Here is a 21,295-nt window from a genome sequence, read left to right as displayed (position 1 = left end):
TGAGGACGACGATCCAGTGCCACGACTGGGATGCTGCCTCCTGCCCCGCACTCCCAGCCCCCCCCTGCGCGATGCAGCTCAGCCCAATAGGCGATGCCGATCCTCTGGCCCGATCTGACCTGCCAGATGCTGGCGCAGCGCGTCCTTGCCGTTCGCCCGAAGATCATCGTTGAAATCCCCGAGCCGCGGTTCCAGCACCCGCACGCGCACCCCGACCTCGGAGGCTCTGGCGCTCAACTTCTCTGCCGCGCGATGCCCGGCCGGATCGCGATCGATCGCGATGTAGAGGCGCTTCAGCCCCGCTGGCAGCAGGACCGCCCCGAGGTGACCCGAAGAGAGTGCCGCCCAGACGGGCAGACCTGGGAACGCCTCGGACAGGGACAGCATGGTCTCGATGCCTTCGCCGATGACGAGGATGTCATCCTGCGGGGTCAGCCTGACAGCATTGCCGAGGAGGTGACCCATAGCCCGACGCTCTGGCTTCACTGCCGCCTTCCCCTGCCCGTCAGCGGCCAACCAGGTGCGATGCACGCCCTGAACGGCCCCTGCCCCATCGGTGACCGCCGCGATTATCGCAGGTCTGGGGATACTCCGGGTCTGCCCCTCTTCCCGATGCCAGCACTTCGGGTGGAAGCGTAAGGCGCCGTTCGCCCCGAATTGGGTGATGCCTCGGGAACGGAGGTAGGTCTCAGCAAGCGTGCCTGTGATCGGGTTCGAGGCCGCGAACAAACGCGCCGCCGCCGCAGGAGTGCCACCGGGCGCCTTAGCCTTCCTCGGCTCTTGCCTATCCGGGACGACCGGCTGCGGACGGCCAAGATGCGCTCGGGCCTCGGCGAGAAGGTCGGGGAAGCGCGTGATCCCCGTCCGGGCGCGGATGATGTCCAGGAGATCGCCATGCTCGCCTGTGGCCCCATCCATAAACTTGCCCGCTGCCCCTCGTCCCGACGCAGGGCCCGTCAACCGCACGAAGAGCGACCGGCCGGGGTTGTTCTGCAGATCGCCGACGATCCAGTAGGATCCTTCCCGCCGTCCGGCGGGAAGGTAGGCACGACAGACGCCTTCGGCATTTTCTGCCAGATCGCGCACGAGGTCTTCGGTCTCGGAATACATGGGTCAACAACCTCCGCGATCATGTAGCCTTGCAACAGGACAACGTGCAAGCAGACGATCCAGTATCGCGATGCCATCGGCGTCGGTCGGGCAAAACAGCCGAAGCTTCCAACTGATAATCTCCGAGAAGAAGCCATCGGCCTTGAGCCGATCCTTGGCTGCCTCCGAGAAGCCCGACAGTTCGATCCGGTTCGCGCCCATGACGCGCGAGCGGTACAATTCCATCCCTTCGGACAGGCACACCACGGTCTTGCCCTCCAGAACGAGGGCATGGATCTGAGCGGCCGAGAGCTTGGGCGCATCGGTGGCCAGCGTGGTCGCGACCCAGGCAGGCGAGACGCGGCGGCCGATGATGCGCTGCCCGTCATCGGTCTGCAGGCGATAGACCCGGGTTTCATCCTGGGGAAGCTGCTTCCAGATCGGCAGCAGCAGACCTGCCACGATGTGCAGCGTGGAGCCCGAAAACTCCGGCACCTCGGCCAGTTCCGCAGTCCACGCCGCAGTGAAGGCCGCGCGGTCGGCCTCGAGCCAGTGGGTGTCCTCCATGACCTTGGCCGGGACCGTGCTGGCATCAAGCGGGCGGATCAGGCGCAGGCGCGGCTCGATGGTCCCATCGTCCAGCATGTGACTAGTGGCGGGAACCTGCACGGCAGCCCGGCCCGAGCGGCTGTTGATGAGACACCGCGCCTTCGGGTCATCCAGCCAGTCGAACGCATCCGCGAGCGAGGTCGGCGTGTTGCGGCGTTTCTCCGCGATGGTGAGAAGCTGGGTTTCTGCGCCGGAGCCGGGATGGGCGTAGATGACACGTGCGTCGGTCACTCGAAAGCTCTCGGCACGGAGTGTCTCGAGCCCGAGATCGTAGACCCCGGCGGCGATAGCACCCGCAATTCGCTGATCGAGCAGCTCCTCGAAGGCCGCGAACAGCACGGCCTGCATGTCGATCGTCAGCGCCAGCAGGCGATTGAGGAAAGTCGTGATCGGCGGCAAGTCGTCTTTTAGCCCGTTGTCGTCGGTCAGGCTGAGACCTGTCGCGTCCTCAAACGCCCCGAGCGAGCAGCCAACGACATCGCCACGATAGATGCGGCGGTAGAGTTGGCGCAAAGCATCACGGGCGTAAGGCGACTCGAGGTTGTCCTCGGGTCGGAACAACCCTTGCCCGCCAGTCTGGCGCTGGCCGCGGGTGATCGCGCCAAGCGTGTCGAGACGACGCGCGATGGTCGAGAGGAACCGCTTTTCCGCCTTCACATCGGTGGCGACCGGCCGGAACAGCGGCGGCTGCGCCTGATTGGTGCGGTTGGTGCGCCCGAGGCCCTGGATCGCCGCATCTGCCTTCCAGCCGGGTTCCAGGAGGTAGTGGACCCGCAAGCGCTGGTTCTTCGCCCCGAGATCGGCGTGGTAGCTGCGCCCGGTGCCCCCGGCATCCGAGAAGATCAGGATAGGCTTTTCGTCATCCATGAAGGCGGCGGTTTCCGCGAGGTTGGCCGAGACCGCCCGATTTTCCACGACGAGGCGCGCAGCACTTCCTTCGCCCTTGCGCACGATACGGCGCGACCGGCCCGTGACCTCGGCGACGAGGTCGGTGCCGAAGCGCTGGACGATCTGGTCGAGTGCGCCCGGCACGGGCGGAAGCGAAGCCAGTTTCTCGATCAGCGCATCGCGCCGTCGGACGGCCTCGCGGCATTCGACCGGTTGGCCGTCTCGCGTGACGGGGCGCGACGAAAGATTACCTTCGCTGTCGGTGAAAGGCTCGTAGAGCTGCACCGGGAAGGAATGGGCAAGGTAGTCCAGGACGTATTCCCTGGGGGTGATGTCACAACGGATATCGTTCCATTCGTCAGTCGGGATATCCGTCAGGCGGCGTTCCATCAGTGCCTCGCCCGTCGAGACGATCTGGATGACCGCCGCATGACCCGCAGCCAGATCGGCATCGATGGATGCAATCAGCGTGGGGGTCTTCATCGAGGTGAGCAAATGGCCGAAGAAGCGCTGTTTGGCGCTCTCGAAGGCTGACCGCGCGGCGGATTTCGCCTGACGGTTCAACGTGCCGCTCTCGCCAGAAATGTTCGCCGCATCTAACGCCGCGATCAGGTTGTTGTGAATGATGGCGAAGGCCCCGGCATAGGCATCGTAAATGCCGCGCTGCTCGGGGCTGAGCGCATGTTCGAGCATCTCGTATTCGACACCGTCATAGGACAGCGACCGCGCCGTGTAGAGACCGAGCGCCCGGAGGTCGCGGGCAAGAACCTCCATCGCCGCGACACCGCCAGCCTCAATGGCTTCCACAAATTCCGACCGGGTCTGAAAGGGGAAATCCTCCCCGCCCCAGAGCCCGAGACGCTGCGCGTAGGCGAGGTTGTGGACCGTCGTCGCGCCCGTGGCCGAGACATAGACCACGCGGGCATTCGGAAGTTTGTGCTGCAGGCGCAGACCCGCCCTGCCCTGCTGCGATGCCATGGTATCGCCCCGCTCGCCTTTGCCCCCGGCGGCATTCGCCATAGCATGGCTTTCGTCGAAGAGGATCACCCCGTCGAAATCCGCCCCGAGCCAGTCGACGATCTGGTCGACGCGGGATTTCTTGGCCGCCCGCTCTTCGGAGCGCAGCGTCGCATAGGTGGTGAAGAGGATGCCCTCGGTCAGAGGGATGTCGCGCCCTTGTGCGAAACGCGACAGCGGCGTCACCAGAAGCCGCTCCTGGCCAAGCGCCGACCAGTCGCGCTGCGCATCCTCCAGAAGCTTGTCGCTCTTCGAGATCCAGAGCGCCTTGCGGCGGCCTTGGCACCAGTTGTCGAGCAGGATCCCAGCCGACTGGCGGCCCTTGCCCGCTCCGGTGCCATCGCCGAGGAAGAAGCCGCGGCGGAAGCGGACGGCGTCAGCGGCATCGTCCGGTGCAGCGGAGACCACGTCACCGGTCTCATCGACGGTCCAAGACCCAGTGAGATGCGCGCCATGCGCCTCCCCCGCGTAGATGACGGTCTCGAGCTGCGCGTCTGACAGCAGGCCGTCACGCAGGATGGCCGGGGGCAGCTTGGGGCGGTACGTGGGTTTCGGCGGTGCGACAGAGGCCATGGCCGCCGATTGCACAAGCTTGGTCGGGTGCGATGCGGCGTCTGGGATGTCGATAGCCTGCAAACGGAATGTCTCGTAGATCGCGTCGGACAGCCGTGCGGCATCTTCGTCCCCGGCGACGTCGCGAAGCGCGTAGTTTAGGTCTTCGACCTCGATCGGTATGTCTGATTTCGCCGGTTGAGCTGCGGAGGTCGCGCGGGATCGGCTGACGGGTTTGCGGGGGGTCGGGGCAGGACTTCCCGGGAAGAGGGAAGTGTGGCCCAGACTCACGGTAGCTGCCGGATCAAGCTCCAGGCGCGGCGGGACCTCGGCAGTGACCCGAGACATCAGATGTGCCACGTCCGGGGACGTGGGCTGGCGCAGGTCTGCGGTGGTGCCGCCCGGCTCACCGCCGCGGCATTTGTCAAAGACAGAAATCCGCGTCTCGAAGCTGGTGCCGTGCTTGGCGAAAGCTGCGCCCGACACCGCGCCGGAGAACACCAGATGCGCGGTCTCGGTCAGACGGCCGAAGGTCTCGGCCCAGGCAGGCGCATCCGGCGCGAAACCAGCTCCGGTAATGGCGACGAGCCGTCCGCCGGGGGCCAGACGCGCGAGGGCCGAGCGCAGATGCCGGGCCGTCGCCTCGGTCGACCGACCATCGACATTGGCTTGGGCCGAGAAGGGCGGGTTCATCAGGATGACGCTCGGGCGGGTCTCTTCGCCGAGATGATCATCGATCTGCGCGGCATCGAACCGGGTGACGGGGCGACCCGGGAAAAGCAGCCGAAGAAGGTCGGCGCGGGTGTCCGCCAACTCGTTCAGAGCCAGAGTGCCGCCGGCGATCTCGGCGAGGATCGCCAGAAGCCCGGTCCCGGCCGACGGCTCGAGGACGAGATCTCGGGGCGTGAGCTGTGCTGCCGCCACAGCCGTGAGCCCCATAGGCAGCGGCGTCGAGAATTGCTGAAAGCGCTCCATCTCTTCCGACCGCCGGGTGTGCGTGGGTAAGAGGCCTGCCACCTTGGCGAGGATCGGCAAGAGCGCCGCAGGCGAGCCGGCACGCGCAAGCAGCGCCCGACCGAACTTTTGCAGAAAGAGGATCTGCGCCACCTCACCCGCCTCATAGGCGAGCTTCCAGTCCCAGGCACCGGTCGCATCGGAACCGCCAAAGGCATGTTCCATCTCGCGGCGCAGGTGCAGCGCGTCGATCTGAAGTCCTTGCGCCAGATCGGGCTGCAGCGCTTCGGCAACAGCAACGATCGCAGGGGCAGGATTTGCTGCCAACGGAACAACGGGCGCAGGCAAGGACGCCTGCGCAACAGGGGCAAGATGGGTCATCGGGAAACTCCGGAATGAAGGACAGGATCAGGCCCGGACACCCTATCTCGGGCAGCCTCGGACCTGATCTTTCCCGGCCCCTCTCTCCCTCTCGCACCAAGGTGTTCCCGACGCTTGGCTTGATTTTGTTCTTGTTATGTTCTATTTTAGAACCAAGCCAGAAAGGGGGTTCCACAATGGAAAGCACCAAGCACGCCCTGCCCGTAACGCCCAAGCAGATTGCCTATGCGCGGTCGCTCGCCCTGCGCAACCGAACGCTCCTGCCCTGGGAGGTTCAGCAAGACCGGCGATCTTTGAGCGCTTGGATCGAGGCTCAGGCCCAGATGAAACCGGTATCGGACATGGACCGGCTGCCCACGTCCAAGCAGGTGGCCTTCGCTGAGAAACTCGCCCGGATCAAAAGGCGCGCCGTTCCGGACGAATGCTTCCGCGACAAGGGGCTCATGTCGAAGTGGATCGACGGGAACAAGTGACAGGAACGGGGCGCTCGTCCCCCGACGAACGGGGTCACAGGCCTGCGGTATCTTCACACGTCATAACTCTGAGCTTGGAAAAGCCATTCCTGGTGAAGGTCGACTAGAAGCAGAATAGTGGGATGACCAAGCGCCACCGCACCATATTGGGCTGAGAGTTTGCCTCGCCAAATCTTCTTGGATTTCCGTAAGTAGATGTATAAAAAGCGAAAACCCGCGAGGACCTGTAACGGCTGTCGCGGGCTTCTAAGGGTTTGAAGGCCTGACTTTGCCTTCGATTGCTCTCATATATGGGTATCTTCGCACGACTGTCAAGCGCAGTGTGAAAGTCGTGCGAACAGTCGATCGGAGCATTAAGTACTTGGTAACAAATATAATTTCTCAAGAACGCCTCACGAAGTACCTCATTGCTGCTGGTCACGATCCAGATCACGCTCTCGCCCTCTATGGCTGGAACATTCAGCTCAGTGAGGCTTTCTTCCCTGTACTGAGCGCAGCCGAGGTCAGTCTAAGGAACATAATCGTCGCTCGCCTCATCGCGCTCTATGGTCCGCAATGGTGGGATGACCCTGCCTTTCTCTTGCAGATCAAGAGCGGCGGCAAGCGCATAGTAAAAACAGCACGCGACAAGCTCGTCACAACGGGCGCGGTTACCTCAGGGCGAATGACCGCAGAGCTCAATTTTGGATTCTGGGTGAAAATGCTGCTGCCAAGGCACGAACCCGTCTTCTGGGCAAATCTGCATGGAGACTTCCCTCACCTGCCGGGGCCTGTTTCCTATGCACAACTATACAAGCGCTGTGACGATGTCCGTGAATTTCGCAACCGCGTCTTTCATCATGAACCAATTCATCATCGAAATATCACCGCTGAGTATAGTCAGATCATGGAACTGATTAAATGGTTGAGCCCAGATAAGGCCATCTGGATCAAACAATATTCCCGGGTCATGACGGTCGTGCGGCAGAAGCCGTGAGCATTGCCGACTGACAACACCTAGCCCCCGCTTGTCTGCGTGGAACGAGATCAGCTCACCCAAACCGCCGCCCTCCTTCCGTGAACGTATACTCGTTGACGATGATCCCCTCCTCGATGGCCTCATCCGAAGTGAGGTGGTCGTATTCGGCCTCAAGCCGGCGGTAGAGCCAGCGGGCCAGATCACGCAGCGCCTCGGTCACGACTTCTTCCGCGTCCTCAGTCGGCGGCTGCCAGGTCGCGCTGTCCCGCGTGACGTCGATTGACATGGTACATTCATGGTAATAGCGGCCACGGTGGCTGGCCTCCGCGGCGAGCTGGTAGAAATTCCGCCGCTGGATGGCCTGCAGCCGGTCGGCGATGCCATGCAACGTCGTGTCCGTGGGTACGTAGTCCCGGATGCGCGCGGCCGCGCCCTTGGCGTGGGACCAGTAGCCCTCGAAGCAGGCCCCGTCGCCCTGGCTCCAGAAGCCGGAGAACCAGATGCAAGGCTTGGCCCGCGTCCCGCCACCCATCAGGCGGATGGGTGTGGTTTTCAGGCGGATGCCGAGGATCTCGCAGACCCGCTCAAAATCCTCATAGACCGCGTCCCACCAATCGTCATGGGGGCCAAGCTCGCGATACCAGCTGCGCGCCTTCTCCTTGGCGGCATCCGAGAGTTCGGGGAACTGGTAGACGGTGGTGCAGATCACCTCAGGCATCGATGCCCTCCCCGTTCAATGCTGCGGCCAGCCATTCTTGCGTGCTGGACCAGCCGATGGATTTGCGCGTGCTGAGATCGATGGCATGCGCGCCGCCACCAAAGGCGTCGAGTCGTGGCCGAGAGCAGGTCAGGGCATGCTGGAACCCCCAAAGCCCGGTGAGATCGAGGTCGTCCGCAAGGCGGAGCACGAAGCGGATGACGGCTTCGACATCGCCGTCGTCGTCATCATGGATCCAGAGGGTGCTGCCCTCGGGCGCGTCCTGATGCACGAGGGTGAAACCCGCCACCTCCGGATCGTCGGCGTCCTGATCCGCTGCGCGCAGTTTCTGGAACAGCGCGAGTGCACGAGCAGCCTTGTCGGGGGTGCCGACGTCGAGCAGGCATGAGAAATGGGTGAAGTAATCCGCCATGGGGACCTCCTGAATGAGGAAAACCCGGCCGGGCGGCCGGGCGTTGTGTTGGAATGAAGGGGTGGTTGGGGGCGATCAGCCGGTAGGACTGTCGCCTGCCGCCTGTCGCGCGGCATGCGCGCAGAGCATCTGCCTATAGAAGCGCTTGCGCGCCGTCCGGAAGGTGCGAAGGGCGCGCGTGTCGGGATGCAGCGCCCTGACCGCCGCCCGCAGGACGGCGTAGGGCGAAGCCGTTTCGGACAGGCCGAGGCGCTGATAGGCTGGATCGCTCATCTCAGGTGACCTCGACCACGGGCGAGGCGAGATGCGGATCAACCAGGGCCTCGATCCGCTCGGCCCGGCCCATCCAGGGTTCGGGCCGGATCGCCTTTACCCAGTCGGCGAAGCTCGGGATGAAGCCGAGGTCTTCCTTCACATGCTGTTCCCCGACCCAGCGGGTCGGGATGATGCGCCCGGTCGAGAGCGTGAGAGTCTGCCCGAAAATCGTCTCGGCCATGAAGATCCCCTCCGCATGGTGGCGCAGCGCCCGGTGCCGAAAGTCGGCTGTGATCTCCTTGCTCTGGTCGAACCAGGAATGCACGGCGATGAAGTCGTCGACCGTGCCGCCCCATTTCTTCACCGAGGAGAGGGCGTGGTGATAGGGATGTGCCATACCCGCCCCCTCAGAAATCATGGGTGGTGAGTTCGGACGAGGTGAACCGTTCGTTGAACTCGAGATGGATGCAGCGGGCAGCGGCGTCGAAGCAGAACTCGCCCCAGGCGCCGTCATTGTTCTCCCAACCGCCATGGGTGTCGGAGAGGAAGTCGTAGGCGAGTTGTTCGACAACATCCTCGAGCGACAGGCTGCGCATCTCGACCTCGGGGTCGTCCCAGGTCAGCGCGGCGTATTCGATTTCGGTGGCGGGGAAATCGACGGCGGTATCACCGGACCATGCGCCGATGCTTTCGATCTGGCCGCTGTCGCCGGCACCATCGAACGTCACGGTGACATGGGTGATGCCGGCTGCCATGAGGCCGTCGAAGAGGCGGTCCTTGTTGCCAGGGCGCAGTGCTTCGATGCGAGCCGTGCGTTCGGCATGCGCCGCGATGATCTGCGCCATGTCGACGGTCGGGGGCACCATAGGCGGCGTGAGGGAGGGTTCGGTCAGGGTCATCGGGTGTCTCCGGTCAAGGGAAGGGATCGGAGCTGTCCCGGGCGTTCTCTCTCACCCGGAACAACTCCAATTCCTCCCTGCCCTCCTCTGTCTCTCGGGCCTCACGCCGCGACCTGCAGCGCCCGGGCGGCGAAACCGCGCCAGAGCGGATCGACCAGCCGCGCATCCAGAAGATCGGCGCGGTGGCGCAGCCGCTGCGCCAGATCGGGCTCACCCCAGGTGGCCGCTCGGCCCGCCTGTGCGCGCAGCTGGCTCGCCTCGGTCACCACGCCCCGCGCCTCGGCCGCGCTCGTCACCGGGTGGCACCAGGCGACCGCGTAATCACTGGCGGCCCCGGCCAGCACAAGGCGGGCGTCGCGGTCGAGGATTGCCAGAAGCTGGGGTGCGGCACCCGGGTCGATCCCCTCGGCATGATCGATCGCGCCCTGCATGGCCTCGGCCAGCGAAGCGAAACGGGCGAGGACCAGCGGGGCGGCCCGGCCCGACATGAGGTCAGCCGGTGCGCGGCGCGACAGTGTCAGGGCGAAGGGATGATCGGGATCGGTGTCGCCCAAGGGAAAATGTGGCGGGATGCCCCGCGCGAAGGCGGTCGGGTGGATGGGCAAGTACAGGTCGAACATGGGAGTATCTCCGACGGCGCGGGAAGCCTCTCTCCCCGCCTCATCCGTCAAAAACCAAACCGCCGCCCTCTTCCTCGAAGGGGCGGCGGTGATGGGTCCGATGGGCCCTCAGAGTTTGCCGAGGGCCCGCAAGCTCAGCTCCGTCCCGGCGCCGACGATGATGTGGTCGTGCAACGTCAGGCCCAGGTACTTGCAGCCATTCTGGATCTCCTTCGTCATGCTGAGATCGGACTCGGACGGCGTTGGATCGCCCGATGGGTGGTTGTGGATCAGGATCAGGGCGCTGGCGTTCAGCATCAGCGCCCGCTTGATCACCTCGCGCGGATAGACCGGGACGTGATCGACCGTTCCGGTCGACAGGAGCTCATCGGCAAGGATGCGGTTCTTGCGGTCGAGATAGAGCACGTGAAATCGCTCGATCGGGCCGCGGACGGTAAGCGCGCAATAGTCCAAAAGCCCCTGCCAGCTGTCGATGACGGGGTTTTGGCTAAGATAACGGCCGAGGATGTCTCGGGCCTCGAGGATGACGGTTTTTTCCTGGGGGGTCATGGAGGTCTCGCGAGTTGCCCACCTCGAAGCCCCTGCCCTCTCGAGGCGGGGCCAGTGGCGTGCATGTGGAAGAGGAAAACGCGACCGCCGCGGATGCAGGCGGTCGCTGTGCCGGGCTTCGCGTCAGCCGACCCGGTCGAGGAGCTTCTTGGCGCGCCCTTCCATGTCGAGGCGCGCATCCTGCTGGGTCTTGTCGCGCGCAAGCCGCGTGATGCCCTGCACGAAGTCGAAGATGCTCTCGGGCGGGCGGCCTTCCTCCATCAGCACCTTCTCGATGATCTTGCCCGACTCCGCTTTCGAGAAGCCCCGCTTGCGCAGGAAATCCGCGCGGTCTTCGTCGCTGCGCGCCACGACCTGCTGCCGTGCTGCCTTGATGCCATTCACGAAGCCCTGCGGCGAGGAGTTGGCAAACCGCGTCAGCGCCGGGGCCGCCTCATGGGCAAAGCGCGAAGCGGCGTATTTCGAGTGGCGGATCTTGATCTCCTGGAAGTCCTCGACGCCCCAGAGGTTGCGGTTCTGGCACACCGCCCGCAGGTAGAAGCTCGCCATGCCGAGGGTCTTCGCGCCCACCTCGGAATTCCAGCAATAGAAGCCCCGGAAATAGAGATCGGGGGAGCCGTCGGGCAACTTGCCCGCCTCGATCGGATTGCGGTCGTCGACCAGAAACAGGAAGACATCGCGGTCCGAAGCGTAGAGCGTGGTCGTATCGCGGCTGATTTCGACATCGGGGTTGTAGACCCCGGTCGACCAGTCGAGCACACCCGGCACCTTCCAGCGCGTATCGCCCGTGCCATTGCCCGCGATGCGCTGCACCGCCTCGACAAGCTCGAAGTCATGGATGCGGCCGTAGTCGGGACCGGTCACGGCGCGCAGTTCGGTCTGGCCGTCTTCCGTCTCGAGAGTCTTCACCTGCTCGGCGCGGTGGTTGGTCAGGCCGTATTGCAGGTTGATCCCCGCCAGCGGCGCGGGCAACTGCCGCAGGTAGGAGGCCGGAGCGCCGACAATGCTGGCAAGCTGGCCAAACGCCCAATGGGTAGGCACGACCGGCTCATGCGCCTTCGGCAGGACCAGGTGCAATCGCTCGGCGCTGTCGCGCGCGGCCTCGACGCGGATGTCCGCTGTCTGCACCACGCGGCTGCGGCTGCGCTCGGAGCGACCCTTCACGCTCGCCCAGAGATCGTCGAGCGACAGATACCGCTCGTCATCGGGCCGGTTGAACCATTCGGACGACACCCGCCCGTTCCGCTCACCCCGGCTCACATCCACCTTCCAGCCACCAGCCCGCGTCGGCTGTACCGGATCCAGAACTTCAACAACGCCCATCGGCATTCCTCCGCGACAGGCGCCGGGAGCCACTCTCCCAGCCTTTAACCTGTCGCGAAAGCAACCAGCCTTTCTCTCACTCTTCAAAAGAGGCACGAGCGGCGGCAATGCGGGACGAAGCGGGCGCTCGCTGCGATTGCGCAATCGCCGAATTTCCTACCCAGATTCGGTTGTACCAGCGCAGTATGTGTCCATCTCTAGATGTGCGTGGGAATCTCAGACTTAGGGGGTGAAAGGTGAGCAAGTTGCAGGATGAAGAGGGCAAGACCGCCGAACTGCCACAAGGCACTACGATTCCGAGCGATCTTCAGTTTTCCGCCAGAATGTTTCCAGACGAGGACTACGCCAAGGAGGCGATGTACAAGTTGCATTCCGTTCTCAGCGTCATCAGCCAATCCATCGACCTAACCAACCTGGATGGCGTGACGGTCGCCTTCGACTACGACGAAGCACTGGCTGATCTTGATCGTGGATATGAGACAACCTACACACTCACCGCCACCAAAGGTGTCGCCATCGGTGTTGCAATGGCGCCCACGGTAATTCGCGACGGTGTGATCAAAACGCATCTAGTACTTAACGCGAACTACGCGCTCAGCATCCTAGAAGGACCTGGGGAGGAAACCGAATACTTTTGGCAATCACTTCACCTAATTGCACACGAATGCGCGCATGTGGAGGTGACAGCAGCATTTGACAAGTCGTTCCCCGGGTTTCTTCTTCAGAAAACACACAGCAATATCCTAGATAACATGCGCTGGCAGGTTATTCTGGCAACGTGGGATGAGTATGCTGTATGCCGCATCGCAGGCTCCATTGGAGATGATCCCGTAGAGGGTTACCTCGAAACCTTGGTCAAGGTGTTGGGCGATACCAGGGGCCAATGCTATGAGCTGATTAAGGCATATCGGACCCACGGGGATGTTGGGCAGATTGTAGGGGAAGTATATGGGAAGCTCGGCGATCTGCTGAAGTATTCATCTTACTTTGTGGGTGCTGCAGCGGCGCAGGAAACCCCGGAAACGCATCCGCCTGCTCTCACCGATGAGGCTGAGTTTGGGTGGTTTTCTCCGTTCTACGAACGCTTGATTGAAATGCAGGAGGCGCTTTGGAACGAGTTTGGGAGATGGAAGAATTTGGATGCCTTCGAGGCAATCGGCGATATCTTAGAGGACATGGCTGAGAGCATTGGTGTCGAAGCGTCGCGCGAGTCCGACGACCTGATTAAATTCAATATTCCATACCGATCGGAAAGCATGCCCGACATTGCCATGACGAACCCGTTAATGCGTGCACTGCTCGGCAGATAGCTGCATTGCATCATCGGCCAAAGTGGGCTCGAAGCTACATTGTAGCAGTGCAGCGAACCCGGCGGGTTTTCCCACCGGGCCCGAGGGGGAGACCCCGTTCCTCAGAACGGGATCTCGTCGTCGCGGTCGACCAGCTCGGGGTTTTCGTTCTCGGCCGACTTCGGGCGGCTCAGGAAGTCGACCTTCTCGGCAATGATCTCGCAGCCGTAGCGGTCGTTCCCCATGCTGTCGATCCACTTGGTGTAGTGGATGCGGCCGTGGACGAGGACCTTCATGCCCTTTTCGCAATGCTCAGAGACCGTCTTGCCGAGACCGTTGAAGCAGGTGATGCGGTGCCATTCGGTGTCCATGACCCGGTAGCCGTTCTCGTCGCGCATCACACGGCCTTCCGAGAGGCGGGGGCGCGAGGTGGCGAGGCTGAAGTTGGTGATCTTGGTGCCGCTCTGGGTGGTGCGGACTTCGGGGGTCTGACCGATGTTGCCGGCGAGGATGACGATGTTCTGCATGATAAGCTCCTGTGTGTCCTGTCTTCGGGACCGTCCCTTCGACAAGACCCTGAAAAAGCCCGTCGGATGACGCGTGCACGGTGGACAGCATGGACACCGGACACCCCCAGACGACCGGGGTGGAGCGGGCAGGACGCCAAAGGCGGCCAACACGGCCCGGACTGACGCGGGGTTGCGCGCAGGAGACCGAACGGGATTAGGGGATTGTCAGTCGAAGGGATGGCCCAGGAGACGGAGAGATGCGGGGAGCCCATGCCAGACCATGTCCCCTTGCCAATCGGACTGTTTGACCCAAAGCCCTGCACCCCACCAGCGGCGCAACTGTCGATCACCGGCTCTCGCCCCCCTGCCCTTACCTGTTGGGAAATGCAGGGCCTTGCTGCGACGGGCTATCGATACCGGAATATTCCGGACACGGACCGCACCCAACAGCTGATTGCGATCTCGGGGCGCTGTCGCTCAACGCGTACAGAAAATGCAAAAGGAAGTCGCCGGGGCACTCTCCACGGTCTTGGATTGGTGCATGGTGAAAGGTTGCACCAAGGCGGAAGCCATCGCCACGGTATGGGCCACTTCCTGGCCGAACTGATCGGGGAGAGCGGATACCGCTTCGCGCCAGCATTGTTGGATTTCCGGCTCCCTGAGCTCTTGGCGCCGACCTGGTCAGGTCACGGCCGAAAACTACGGGAGTTCGTCGATGTGGCGGCGATAGATTGACGGCCGACGACATGACCGCGCGGCAAACTCCGGGTTCAGTCTGGGTCGGACGGATCAACTGCGTCTAACTCGAAAATCGTTGCCTCGGGTTTTGGCCCCATCACACGCGTTGGCAGATTGGGCGCAGGCAATTGCCCTCTGTGGTGCCCCTTCACCAAGACAACCTTACCGCTGCGATAGCGCCGCTCATGTTCGCTCACCCAATGGCGAACAGGGCCGTTGCGTCCGTCCTGAGTCCGCCGCTCGAACTCAAGGCGAGCCTGACGCTCTTGCATGTGAGCCGCGGCCTGCGGACCAATGCGGATTGTAAGATGGGATTTCTGCGCACCCAGAATCCAGGACTTCCCGAACTTTCGAGCTGTCTTTGCGTCCTTGGCCGTGAACGTCTCATGTTCCGTGGGAATGATGCCCCCCAAGTCCGGGGAAACCAGCATCGCAAAGAGCGCGTAGGGGATGAAAAGATCGTAGCCTGTTTCAACTTGGTGCACCGTGCGCCGACCGTTGATCATTTCCATCGTATCACCGCTCCGCACACGGAATTCGACCATGGAACGGCTCAACTCGATTTCGACGTTGTCGTAGTTCAACTCGCCTGTCGGAGTTCGCTTCACGAGCAAAGCGCAGATTGGATCGACGACCCTCGAATTGTCGCGGCGATGGAACATCGTGATGCGCAAGTGGCCATTGTTTCGATCATCGATGAGATAGCCGCGTAGACCAGTGCCTATGGGTTTGTCGTCATGTCTCGTTACATGTGAAGCCCGTTCAAAGCGCGCGACACCCAGCTCTCGATCGTCAAATTCGACCCAAACAACGTCGGCGGGGAGCTTTACCTCACCCAGAATGGCCATTGCGGGAAGACCGGTTTCCGAAGCCTGCTTGGCGACTGCGTCATGAAGCGTATCGGCATAGGCTGCAGCCATATGGTCGAGCAGGTATACTTTTGCCTGCTGTAGGGCATCGAGCGCATACTCGCGAAAAAGCCTCAGATCCTCGGACGGCGTAAAGTGCCAAACCAGGTCGTCAGCAGGAGCCGATTTACCCGCAAGCGATGAACCGTATAAGGAAATCAATGATTTGTAGAGCATGCGACGTGACCCGAACCAAATACAACGCAGTGTCCGACGAACCCTGACGATGTTCAAGCTGCATTCATTGCACTGCAATTGACCGCTGATGTCTGTGCAAAGCCAGATTGGCTAACGCTCGAGCTTGTTTTCTTAATGCAAAGGCATGCCGACCATCGTCGGCTCATTCTGCCGGTCGGCCGGAACGGTGGACAGGCGAAAGGCCCGGATCGGAGCCTTGCTCCGAACCCGAGCCGTCTTCGATCCCGTGGGCGTTACGCCCAGGGGTCGATCTCACCCACCACCTGTACCTCGTCTCCGTCGATTTCATCGGCGGGGACGGCGCCAAAGGTTCCATCACCTGCCTGGAAGACGACGATCGAAACCATGAGCGTGGCGGCGAGGGAGGCGGCGAAGGCATGTGCATCTTTGCGGGACATCTGTTTGGCTCCTGTCTTGGAGGCGGAGGACCATCCCCCGCGCGACAGGACCCCGCTGGCCCGAAAACTGGCTGACATCACCGGGTGCGTTCGGCTCGTCCGAATCCACCCGGCGGCACGGGCTCGCCCGTAGTCCGACCCCTCGCGGGTTGATCTCGAAGACTGGATTCGGGGCAAGGAAGGGAATGGCGAGCGGGGGATGGTGCGACCGCTGACTGGAGCCGGGTGTCCCGCTGATGCTATCGCTGCCAGCCTCCCGGCAGACATTTGGTAGAAGACCTCCTTCCGTGTTGGATTGGATCCTATGGTGCTCCGCGATTTCGCGGGACAGGGTCGTGATGGGTGAGAGGCCCGCGCTTTGGCGGGCCCCGTGGGTTCTACGTAGGCTCAGGCGGCAAGCTCCGCGCCCCCTGCCCTAGCAGCGCCTTCTTCGCCGACAATCTCCAGCCGCGCATTGCGATAGCCTTCTTTGGCGATCCAGAGCTCGGCAGCCGTGACAGACTCGGCCAGGTGGAGCAGCTCCGTGCAACCGCCGAAATCCAAAAGGACGCGAACCTGCCCGGGCTGTGGTTCCTCAGCGACCTCGAAGGTCAAGGCGCTGTCAGCCGAATGCGTTCGCATGATCGTCACGAGAATGACTCCGTCCGAAGAGAAGTTCCCCTCGTGCAGCGTGAACGACGCCGGCGCCGCCCGGGTCGGATAGGGTCGCGGCGGCTCCTTCTTGACGAGACGGCCAACGCCGTTCGAGCGTTCCCAGGCCGCGAGCTTCTTCGTGAAACGCGCAGGTGGTTTCGGACTGTTGTCGGTGTAGCGAATGAGCGCCCCTAGCGGCGCGGTGTCGAGAATGGTCGATGCAGACATGATTCCTCATCCTGAATGCGTGATTTTGCATTCATCATATTGATATTGTTGTATTTTATGTGATCTAGGACGGGTTTCCCCGCCCTCGGATGGCGCAGATCACTCCGCAGCTATCATCGATGCCTCATTGCTCGGCAGGTCAGCGGTGAGGAAGGCGGGAAGGTCGACATCTTCGGCTTGCTCAGCGTCGGAAACGAGCTCAGGCGCCCCCTGCCCTTCCGCGCCATCGAGTGCTGCCAGATCGTGACGGCGCAGAACCTCCGGCAACCAGCCGCTGCCTTTCAGCAGACGCTCGGCTTCACTCGCCATCTCGCCCTTCTTCAGGTGATCGAGGAGTTGCGCCGTCCCCTCCCCTTTCGCCTCACGCACGGCCTCGAGGATCCGGGCCTTGGGCACGCGGTTCAGGTAGGTATCGGCCGTCGGCTGCCAACCCGCCTCGACCATGTCGAGTTCGACCGCCTGGGCGACCAAGTCAGACTGGGTCATCCGCCTGGTCAACCCGCTGGCGGAGATACCGGCACCATAGGGGTTCACCTTCTCATGGAGCGCGTTGACCCCGAAGCTGAGGCAATGCGCGAGCAACGACAGCCGGCTCCCTTGATCAAGGGAGGTCAGGTAGTCCCAGAGAGCGGCATCGTCGCCGAGCGGCAAGTCGGCCTCCCACTCGGCGTGGCGATCGTCGACCAGCTTGGCCACCACGCTGTCCTTCAGATCGCTCGCCTGCGCCGACATGTAGACGTGACGGACCGAAGCCTCGAGGCAGCTGCCGGCCGAACTGGACGTCTGGAAGGTGTCACCCACGAGCTTCAGGAGCAGCAGCGTCAGCGCGACGTCGGGGGAGCGCCCGACAGCTTCCCGCAGTGCCACTGTCCGGTGCGCCGTCAACTCCATGACCAGCCGCTCAGGCAAGGGCTTCAACGCACCATCGTCCTCGTCGTCGGGCACGTTGACGCCAAGCGCTTGACCAGCAGAGGTGATCACCGTGCTGTGGCCGATACCGTCCACATTGCTCCCCGTTGAAAGCTCCACGCCCGGCCCGTCTGCTGCCTGTTCACCGCTGTGGACGTCGACGTCTGTTTTTGGCTCATCCTCGGGCCGCACAAAGCCCCGATAAACGGCAAGCTCGCCATAACGGTCAAGCGTCACGAACGCCCCTGCCCTCGCGATCTCCCCCGCGTCGAAGATCAGCGGCCGGGTCTCGAGCTTCTCCATCGCGACTTCCAACTCGCCAAGACGCGCGTCGATCTCTTCGGGGAATTCATCCTGGCCCTCGTATTCCTCTTCGAGCGCTCGGTATTCGGCAAGCAGCCTGGCATGGGCCGCGCCTTCGTCCTCCGTCATCGGCGCCGGGTCTCCGTTGAGACGCCGCAAGCCGTGGCTGTAGCCATAGGGCAGGTCGAGCGAGACCTCGATCCATTTCCAACCTTCGGTCGCTATGACTTCGGCTTCAGCCTGAAGCTTCTCGCTGACCAGACGATCGAGCAGGGCAGGGTCTTCCAGCCAGCCCCCGTCATCGCCCTGGAAGAGGTCATGCAACATGGTGCCGCCAGCAGCCTCATAGGCATCGACGCCGACAAAGACGGCACGACGATCGGAGGCCCGCACCGAGGTTTCCGTCAGTATGCGCCGGATCTGATAGGGCTCCTTGTTCCAGGACGACTTGATCGCCTCCCAGACCTGAATCTGACGCTCGTGATCCGGATTGACCGTGAAGGCCATCAACTGCTCCAGCGTCATTTCATCCTCGGCATAAAGCTCGAGCAGGGCAGGGGCCACGGCGGCGAGTTTCAGGCGCTGTTTGACCACCTGCGGCGTGACAAAGAAGGCGGCTGCGATCTCTTCATCGCCTTGACCCTTCTCCCGCAGCGCCACGAAGGCGCGGAACTGATCGAGAGGATGCAGGGCTGCGCGCTGCATGTTCTCAGCGAGCGAGTCGTCTTCGGCGAGGATCGCAGAAGTGGCATCCCGTACGATGCAGGGAATGGGCGTCGTCTTGGCCAGACGCTTCTGCTTCACCAGGAGTGACAGGGCTTGGAAGCGCCGACCGCCAGCGGGGATTTCAAACTTGCCGGTCTCGGACCCATCCTCCGCCAGAACGGGCCGAACGCTCAGGCTCTGCAGCAACCCGCGTCGGGCGATGTCTTCGGCCAGTTCCTCGACCGAGATGCCGGCCTTGATGCGCCGGACGTTGGACTGGCTCAGCACGAGCTTGTCGAAGGGAATGTCCCGGGACGGGGACAGGGTGACTTTCTGGGCAGATTTCGCCATCAGATCTTCTCCACGACGGGCGCCGGAAGCCACTCTTCCGATCTCACTTCCCGTCACCCCTTTCACAGCCCATCTCTACCTCTCAACATGTCCACCGCGGTGGACATCACGCAGTTGCTGCCCCAGAACGAGAAAGCCTCTCCAACAACAGTGATGGGTTGAAGTCAGTTTCTCTGCGACCGAGCGTGATGCTGTGGAAATACGCTCCAAAGTCTCGGATGCGATTGCTCATCTGGAGAATTATGAAGATGGCGCATGATGCTTTTTGAGAGCCTATTTTCCTAGCAGCCTTTTCGAAGGTGCTTTCGTGGATTCCCATCATTGGAGCGAGCGTTCTCGCGTGGCTTTCGACATCGTGCCAGTTCCTAAGTGAGTTCGTCGCGAACGATGTAGCTTGGTCACAAACGGTTGTGAGCGTTTTCAGGGTAAGTGTTTCGCTGTCGGTCCCGCTTTCTAAATCTTTTTGTTCTTTTTTAGACTTAGAATGGTGGCGGACAGTTTGCCCGTCATTGGCGGGCAGTTTCATTGTTTCTGGTGCGTCCACCGCGGTGGACATCTGTTTGCATTGAGCCTCCAGTTCGCCGAGCAAAGCACGATACTCCGCGATCGAGAGCTTCCTCCGAAGAACTCGGCGTACCTGATGAGTGAGTTCGTTCTCGGGGTCAGCTTCGTCGATCTGAGCAAGTTTGGTTAGGATTTGCTTTCGCAAAAACACGCGATCCCGACGAGCGTTTTCCATCGCTTGGGCTGTCGCAAGTAGTTCGCCGGCACGCGCGAGCAACGGAGCCAGCGACAAGCCATAGCTAATGGACTGACCTTCGGAGGACTTCACTCGGTATCTCTTGCGATTTGGGCTGTCGTGGCGCTTCATGAAACCGAGTTCAACAAAGCGATCGATGTGCCTACGGAGGGTTCGTTCATCGATCCCGCCAACTCGACGGCAGATCTCGTCGTTGGAAGCGAAGACTGTGTCTCCATGCCCGGGCTTGAGAAAGCTCAGCATCGCTTGGAGCGTTTGAACATGTCCTGGACGGAGACCGAACAGGCTGCGAGTATCTCTGAGCGCGCGGAAGACTGCCCAGATGTCGGTCTCAGGTGTTGACGTGGCGGGGGTGCCCTTGCCGACGCCAAAGGTCTGAACGGAAAGCTTTGTGAATGCCATGTTTGTTGAACGACGACCGTTGCGGCCCACAACTTCCCCGGCTCTTCCCGCTGTTTTTGGCGAGAAAAGGCAACAAAAAGACGTCCACCGAATCGGTGACTCTTGACCGGTATGTCGGAGATTGCTACATCACAGGTGCTAATCAGATGATGAGGGCTCTCCGGGGGAAACCTTGGGGGGCTCTTTTCTTTTTGGTCTTCGCCTTTCTCCTCTGCTCGTGTTTTTGGTTATGACCGGGGATCAGCTCCCCGAGCCTCTCTCATTCTGCCATTGTTCAAAAAGCTGTCGCAGCGTGGTTTCCGCGCGCTCTTCGAGCCATTGGCCGAATTCCGGGTTGTCCTTGCGGGTGATCTTGATAGCGATCGACTTGCCATCGACTGAAAGTGTGCCGACAGGGCTACCACTATTGTCCTTTACCACGGTCGTTTGGCCACGGGCGCTTTGGTTGGCTGCGCCACGCGCCTTGCTGGAGCAAGCAACATAGACGGCTTGAAACTTGTCCGAGCTTGGAGTGGTGTCAGGCAGAGAGGCAAGTGTCTCACGCGCAATGTCGACAAGCGGAACCTTCTCTGAAAGTGCAGCAAGATCACCCCATTGGCGTCGACCTACGCCATGAGCCGGGCCGATAAGCCGGACAAGTTCGTCAGGCAGCTGCTCGATGACCACACGATGGTTCGACACACCTTGCCGGGTGAGGCCTAGGGCGTCCTGAATGACGCCAGGCTTGTAACCGGCCTCTTGCATCTCTTTGATAAAAAGAGATTTTTCAATGAAGGACGGATCCAGCCGCAGGTTGTTTTCCTGACCTTGCGCGATCAGAGAAGCATCATCATCGAGCGTTCGAACGATCGCTTTGACGGTTCCACCAACTCTTCGAATGGCTGCAAGTCTGCGACGCCCGTAGATGATGCGGTATCGATCCGGTTGGTCAGAGGGGCGAACCATGATCGGCACTTGCTGACCATGCTTGCGAATGCTTTCGGCGAGATCTTCAATGCTACTATCTTCCAGGATCAGGCGATCCCGGAGACCATCCATATCGATCCGGTCGGGCTCGATATCTCGGATTGAGTTGGCAGTGATTTCCCGGAGAGAATCCCGCAATCCGCCAACAGAGCCAGGTAGCTTCGAGGATTTGACCGGGGCAGGGGAGGGGGCTGCCGACTCTTTTTCGTCTTTCGGTGGTTGGTTGAAGATATTTCGAGCCATCAGCGACGCCCCCATGCCATTTGGATTGTCTGCTCCAGCTCATCAGCAACGCTGTTCA

20 protein-coding genes are annotated in these 21,295 nt (G+C 61.9%); 3 read left to right on the top strand and 17 right to left on the bottom strand.

Annotation, left to right across the window (positions count from 1 at the left end; all coding sequences use genetic code 11):
• Positions 1-78: 78 nt before the first annotated feature.
• Both AC07ED_RS03695 and AC07ED_RS03690 read right to left on the bottom strand, forming a co-directional pair.
• Entirely contained in the window at positions 79-1,110 is a 1,032-nt protein-coding gene (locus AC07ED_RS03695) for a DUF7146 domain-containing protein (RefSeq protein ID WP_105236777.1), read from the bottom strand.
• A 3-nt stretch (positions 1,111-1,113) separates the two neighbouring features.
• Positions 1,114-5,490, bottom strand: a complete 4,377-nt coding sequence (locus AC07ED_RS03690; protein ID WP_074646425.1) for a strawberry notch family protein — start codon at positions 5,488-5,490, stop codon at positions 1,114-1,116.
• A 176-nt stretch (positions 5,491-5,666) separates the two neighbouring features.
• Between AC07ED_RS03690 and AC07ED_RS03685 the strand changes: the two genes are divergently transcribed.
• Both AC07ED_RS03685 and AC07ED_RS03680 read left to right on the top strand, forming a co-directional pair.
• Positions 5,667-5,963 carry a hypothetical protein gene (locus AC07ED_RS03685; protein ID WP_074646424.1) on the top strand — a complete coding sequence of 99 codons (297 nt, stop codon included), beginning with the start codon at positions 5,667-5,669 and terminating at the stop codon, positions 5,961-5,963.
• 361 nt (positions 5,964-6,324) lie between these two features.
• Entirely contained in the window at positions 6,325-6,939 is a 615-nt protein-coding gene (locus AC07ED_RS03680) for an Abi family protein (protein ID WP_245708041.1), read from the top strand.
• Between the two features lie 55 nt (positions 6,940-6,994).
• Here the strand turns inward: AC07ED_RS03680 and AC07ED_RS03675 are convergent, their stop codons facing one another.
• From AC07ED_RS03675 to AC07ED_RS03640, 8 genes are all read right to left on the bottom strand, one after another.
• Positions 6,995-7,639 (bottom strand): antitoxin of toxin-antitoxin stability system, encoded by a 645-nt coding sequence (locus AC07ED_RS03675; protein ID WP_074646422.1) that lies wholly within the window; start codon positions 7,637-7,639, stop codon positions 6,995-6,997.
• Entirely contained in the window at positions 7,632-8,051 is a 420-nt protein-coding gene (locus AC07ED_RS03670; RefSeq protein ID WP_074646421.1) for a hypothetical protein, read from the bottom strand. The genes AC07ED_RS03675 and AC07ED_RS03670 overlap by 8 nt, the downstream gene beginning before the upstream one ends.
• Before the next feature lie 75 nt (positions 8,052-8,126).
• The gene (locus AC07ED_RS03665) at positions 8,127-8,324 is read right to left on the bottom strand and encodes a hypothetical protein (protein ID WP_074646420.1); all 198 of its coding nucleotides are present in this window, start codon (positions 8,322-8,324) and stop codon (positions 8,127-8,129) included.
• A gap of 1 nt (position 8,325) precedes the next feature.
• Positions 8,326-8,703, bottom strand: a complete 378-nt coding sequence (locus tag AC07ED_RS03660) for a DUF6915 family protein (protein ID WP_074646419.1) — start codon at positions 8,701-8,703, stop codon at positions 8,326-8,328.
• Between the two features lie 10 nt (positions 8,704-8,713).
• Positions 8,714-9,205, bottom strand: coding sequence for a DUF6878 family protein (locus AC07ED_RS03655; protein WP_074646418.1), 492 nt, complete (start codon positions 9,203-9,205; stop codon positions 8,714-8,716).
• A gap of 101 nt (positions 9,206-9,306) precedes the next feature.
• Positions 9,307-9,825 carry a DNA repair protein RadC gene (locus tag AC07ED_RS03650; RefSeq protein ID WP_074646417.1) on the bottom strand — a complete coding sequence of 173 codons (519 nt, stop codon included), beginning with the start codon at positions 9,823-9,825 and terminating at the stop codon, positions 9,307-9,309.
• Positions 9,826-9,933: 108 nt separating this feature from the next.
• Positions 9,934-10,374 (bottom strand): JAB domain-containing protein, encoded by a 441-nt coding sequence (locus AC07ED_RS03645; protein ID WP_074646416.1) that lies wholly within the window; start codon positions 10,372-10,374, stop codon positions 9,934-9,936.
• 123 nt (positions 10,375-10,497) lie between these two features.
• Positions 10,498-11,697 (bottom strand): DUF932 domain-containing protein, encoded by a 1,200-nt coding sequence (locus AC07ED_RS03640; protein WP_074646415.1) that lies wholly within the window; start codon positions 11,695-11,697, stop codon positions 10,498-10,500.
• 236 nt (positions 11,698-11,933) lie between these two features.
• On the opposite strand from AC07ED_RS03640, the gene AC07ED_RS03635 reads away from it, so the two are divergent.
• Entirely contained in the window at positions 11,934-13,007 is a 1,074-nt protein-coding gene (locus AC07ED_RS03635; RefSeq protein WP_107718007.1) for a hypothetical protein, read from the top strand.
• Positions 13,008-13,108: 101 nt separating this feature from the next.
• Here AC07ED_RS03635 and AC07ED_RS03630 read toward each other — a convergent pair whose 3' ends face one another.
• From AC07ED_RS03630 to repB, 7 genes are all read right to left on the bottom strand, one after another.
• Complete coding sequence (locus AC07ED_RS03630; protein WP_074646413.1) at positions 13,109-13,513, bottom strand: single-stranded DNA-binding protein; 405 nt, start codon at positions 13,511-13,513, stop codon at positions 13,109-13,111.
• Between the two features lie 752 nt (positions 13,514-14,265).
• Positions 14,266-15,318 carry a hypothetical protein gene (locus AC07ED_RS03625; protein WP_105236775.1) on the bottom strand — a complete coding sequence of 351 codons (1,053 nt, stop codon included), beginning with the start codon at positions 15,316-15,318 and terminating at the stop codon, positions 14,266-14,268.
• A 254-nt stretch (positions 15,319-15,572) separates the two neighbouring features.
• Entirely contained in the window at positions 15,573-15,737 is a 165-nt protein-coding gene (locus tag AC07ED_RS03620; RefSeq protein ID WP_008335988.1) for a hypothetical protein, read from the bottom strand.
• A gap of 387 nt (positions 15,738-16,124) precedes the next feature.
• Positions 16,125-16,598: a hypothetical protein gene (locus AC07ED_RS03615; protein WP_074646410.1), complete on the bottom strand. Its 474-nt coding sequence runs from the start codon at positions 16,596-16,598 to the stop codon at positions 16,125-16,127.
• Positions 16,599-16,697: 99 nt separating this feature from the next.
• Positions 16,698-18,866: a ParB/RepB/Spo0J family partition protein gene (locus tag AC07ED_RS03610; protein WP_105236774.1), complete on the bottom strand. Its 2,169-nt coding sequence runs from the start codon at positions 18,864-18,866 to the stop codon at positions 16,698-16,700.
• A 106-nt stretch (positions 18,867-18,972) separates the two neighbouring features.
• Positions 18,973-20,058 (bottom strand): plasmid replication protein RepC, encoded by a 1,086-nt coding sequence (gene repC, locus AC07ED_RS03605; RefSeq protein WP_245918253.1) that lies wholly within the window; start codon positions 20,056-20,058, stop codon positions 18,973-18,975.
• Positions 20,059-20,268: 210 nt separating this feature from the next.
• Complete coding sequence (gene repB / locus AC07ED_RS03600) at positions 20,269-21,237, bottom strand: plasmid partitioning protein RepB (protein ID WP_245918252.1); 969 nt, start codon at positions 21,235-21,237, stop codon at positions 20,269-20,271.
• Positions 21,238-21,295: the final 58 nt, after the last annotated feature.

It is taken from the genome of Aestuarium zhoushanense (assembly GCF_056431045.1).
The sequence above is the reverse complement of the archived record's forward strand: the minus strand, read 5'-3'. Positions and strand labels throughout refer to the sequence as shown.

What these genes read in the sequence shown, in the direction of transcription:
- AC07ED_RS03695 (WP_105236777.1), bottom strand. Translation starts at nt 1,110, where the DNA reads ATGTATTCCGAGACCGAAGACCTCGTGCGCGATCTGGCAGAAAATGCC.
- AC07ED_RS03690 (WP_074646425.1), bottom strand. Translation starts at nt 5,490, where the DNA reads ATGACCCATCTTGCCCCTGTTGCGCAGGCGTCCTTGCCTGCGCCCGTT.
- AC07ED_RS03685 (WP_074646424.1), top strand. Translation starts at nt 5,667, where the DNA reads ATGGAAAGCACCAAGCACGCCCTGCCCGTAACGCCCAAGCAGATTGCC.
- AC07ED_RS03675 (WP_074646422.1), bottom strand. Translation starts at nt 7,639, where the DNA reads ATGCCTGAGGTGATCTGCACCACCGTCTACCAGTTCCCCGAACTCTCG.
- AC07ED_RS03670 (WP_074646421.1), bottom strand. Translation starts at nt 8,051, where the DNA reads ATGGCGGATTACTTCACCCATTTCTCATGCCTGCTCGACGTCGGCACC.
- AC07ED_RS03665 (WP_074646420.1), bottom strand. Translation starts at nt 8,324, where the DNA reads ATGAGCGATCCAGCCTATCAGCGCCTCGGCCTGTCCGAAACGGCTTCG.
- AC07ED_RS03660 (WP_074646419.1), bottom strand. Translation starts at nt 8,703, where the DNA reads ATGGCACATCCCTATCACCACGCCCTCTCCTCGGTGAAGAAATGGGGC.
- AC07ED_RS03655 (WP_074646418.1), bottom strand. Translation starts at nt 9,205, where the DNA reads ATGACCCTGACCGAACCCTCCCTCACGCCGCCTATGGTGCCCCCGACC.
- AC07ED_RS03650 (WP_074646417.1), bottom strand. Translation starts at nt 9,825, where the DNA reads ATGTTCGACCTGTACTTGCCCATCCACCCGACCGCCTTCGCGCGGGGC.
- AC07ED_RS03645 (WP_074646416.1), bottom strand. Translation starts at nt 10,374, where the DNA reads ATGACCCCCCAGGAAAAAACCGTCATCCTCGAGGCCCGAGACATCCTC.
- AC07ED_RS03640 (WP_074646415.1), bottom strand. Translation starts at nt 11,697, where the DNA reads ATGGGCGTTGTTGAAGTTCTGGATCCGGTACAGCCGACGCGGGCTGGT.
- AC07ED_RS03630 (WP_074646413.1), bottom strand. Translation starts at nt 13,513, where the DNA reads ATGCAGAACATCGTCATCCTCGCCGGCAACATCGGTCAGACCCCCGAA.
- AC07ED_RS03625 (WP_105236775.1), bottom strand. Translation starts at nt 15,318, where the DNA reads ATGCTCTACAAATCATTGATTTCCTTATACGGTTCATCGCTTGCGGGT.
- AC07ED_RS03620 (WP_008335988.1), bottom strand. Translation starts at nt 15,737, where the DNA reads ATGTCCCGCAAAGATGCACATGCCTTCGCCGCCTCCCTCGCCGCCACG.
- AC07ED_RS03615 (WP_074646410.1), bottom strand. Translation starts at nt 16,598, where the DNA reads ATGTCTGCATCGACCATTCTCGACACCGCGCCGCTAGGGGCGCTCATT.
- AC07ED_RS03610 (WP_105236774.1), bottom strand. Translation starts at nt 18,866, where the DNA reads ATGGCGAAATCTGCCCAGAAAGTCACCCTGTCCCCGTCCCGGGACATT.
- repB (WP_245918252.1), bottom strand. Translation starts at nt 21,237, where the DNA reads ATGGCTCGAAATATCTTCAACCAACCACCGAAAGACGAAAAAGAGTCG.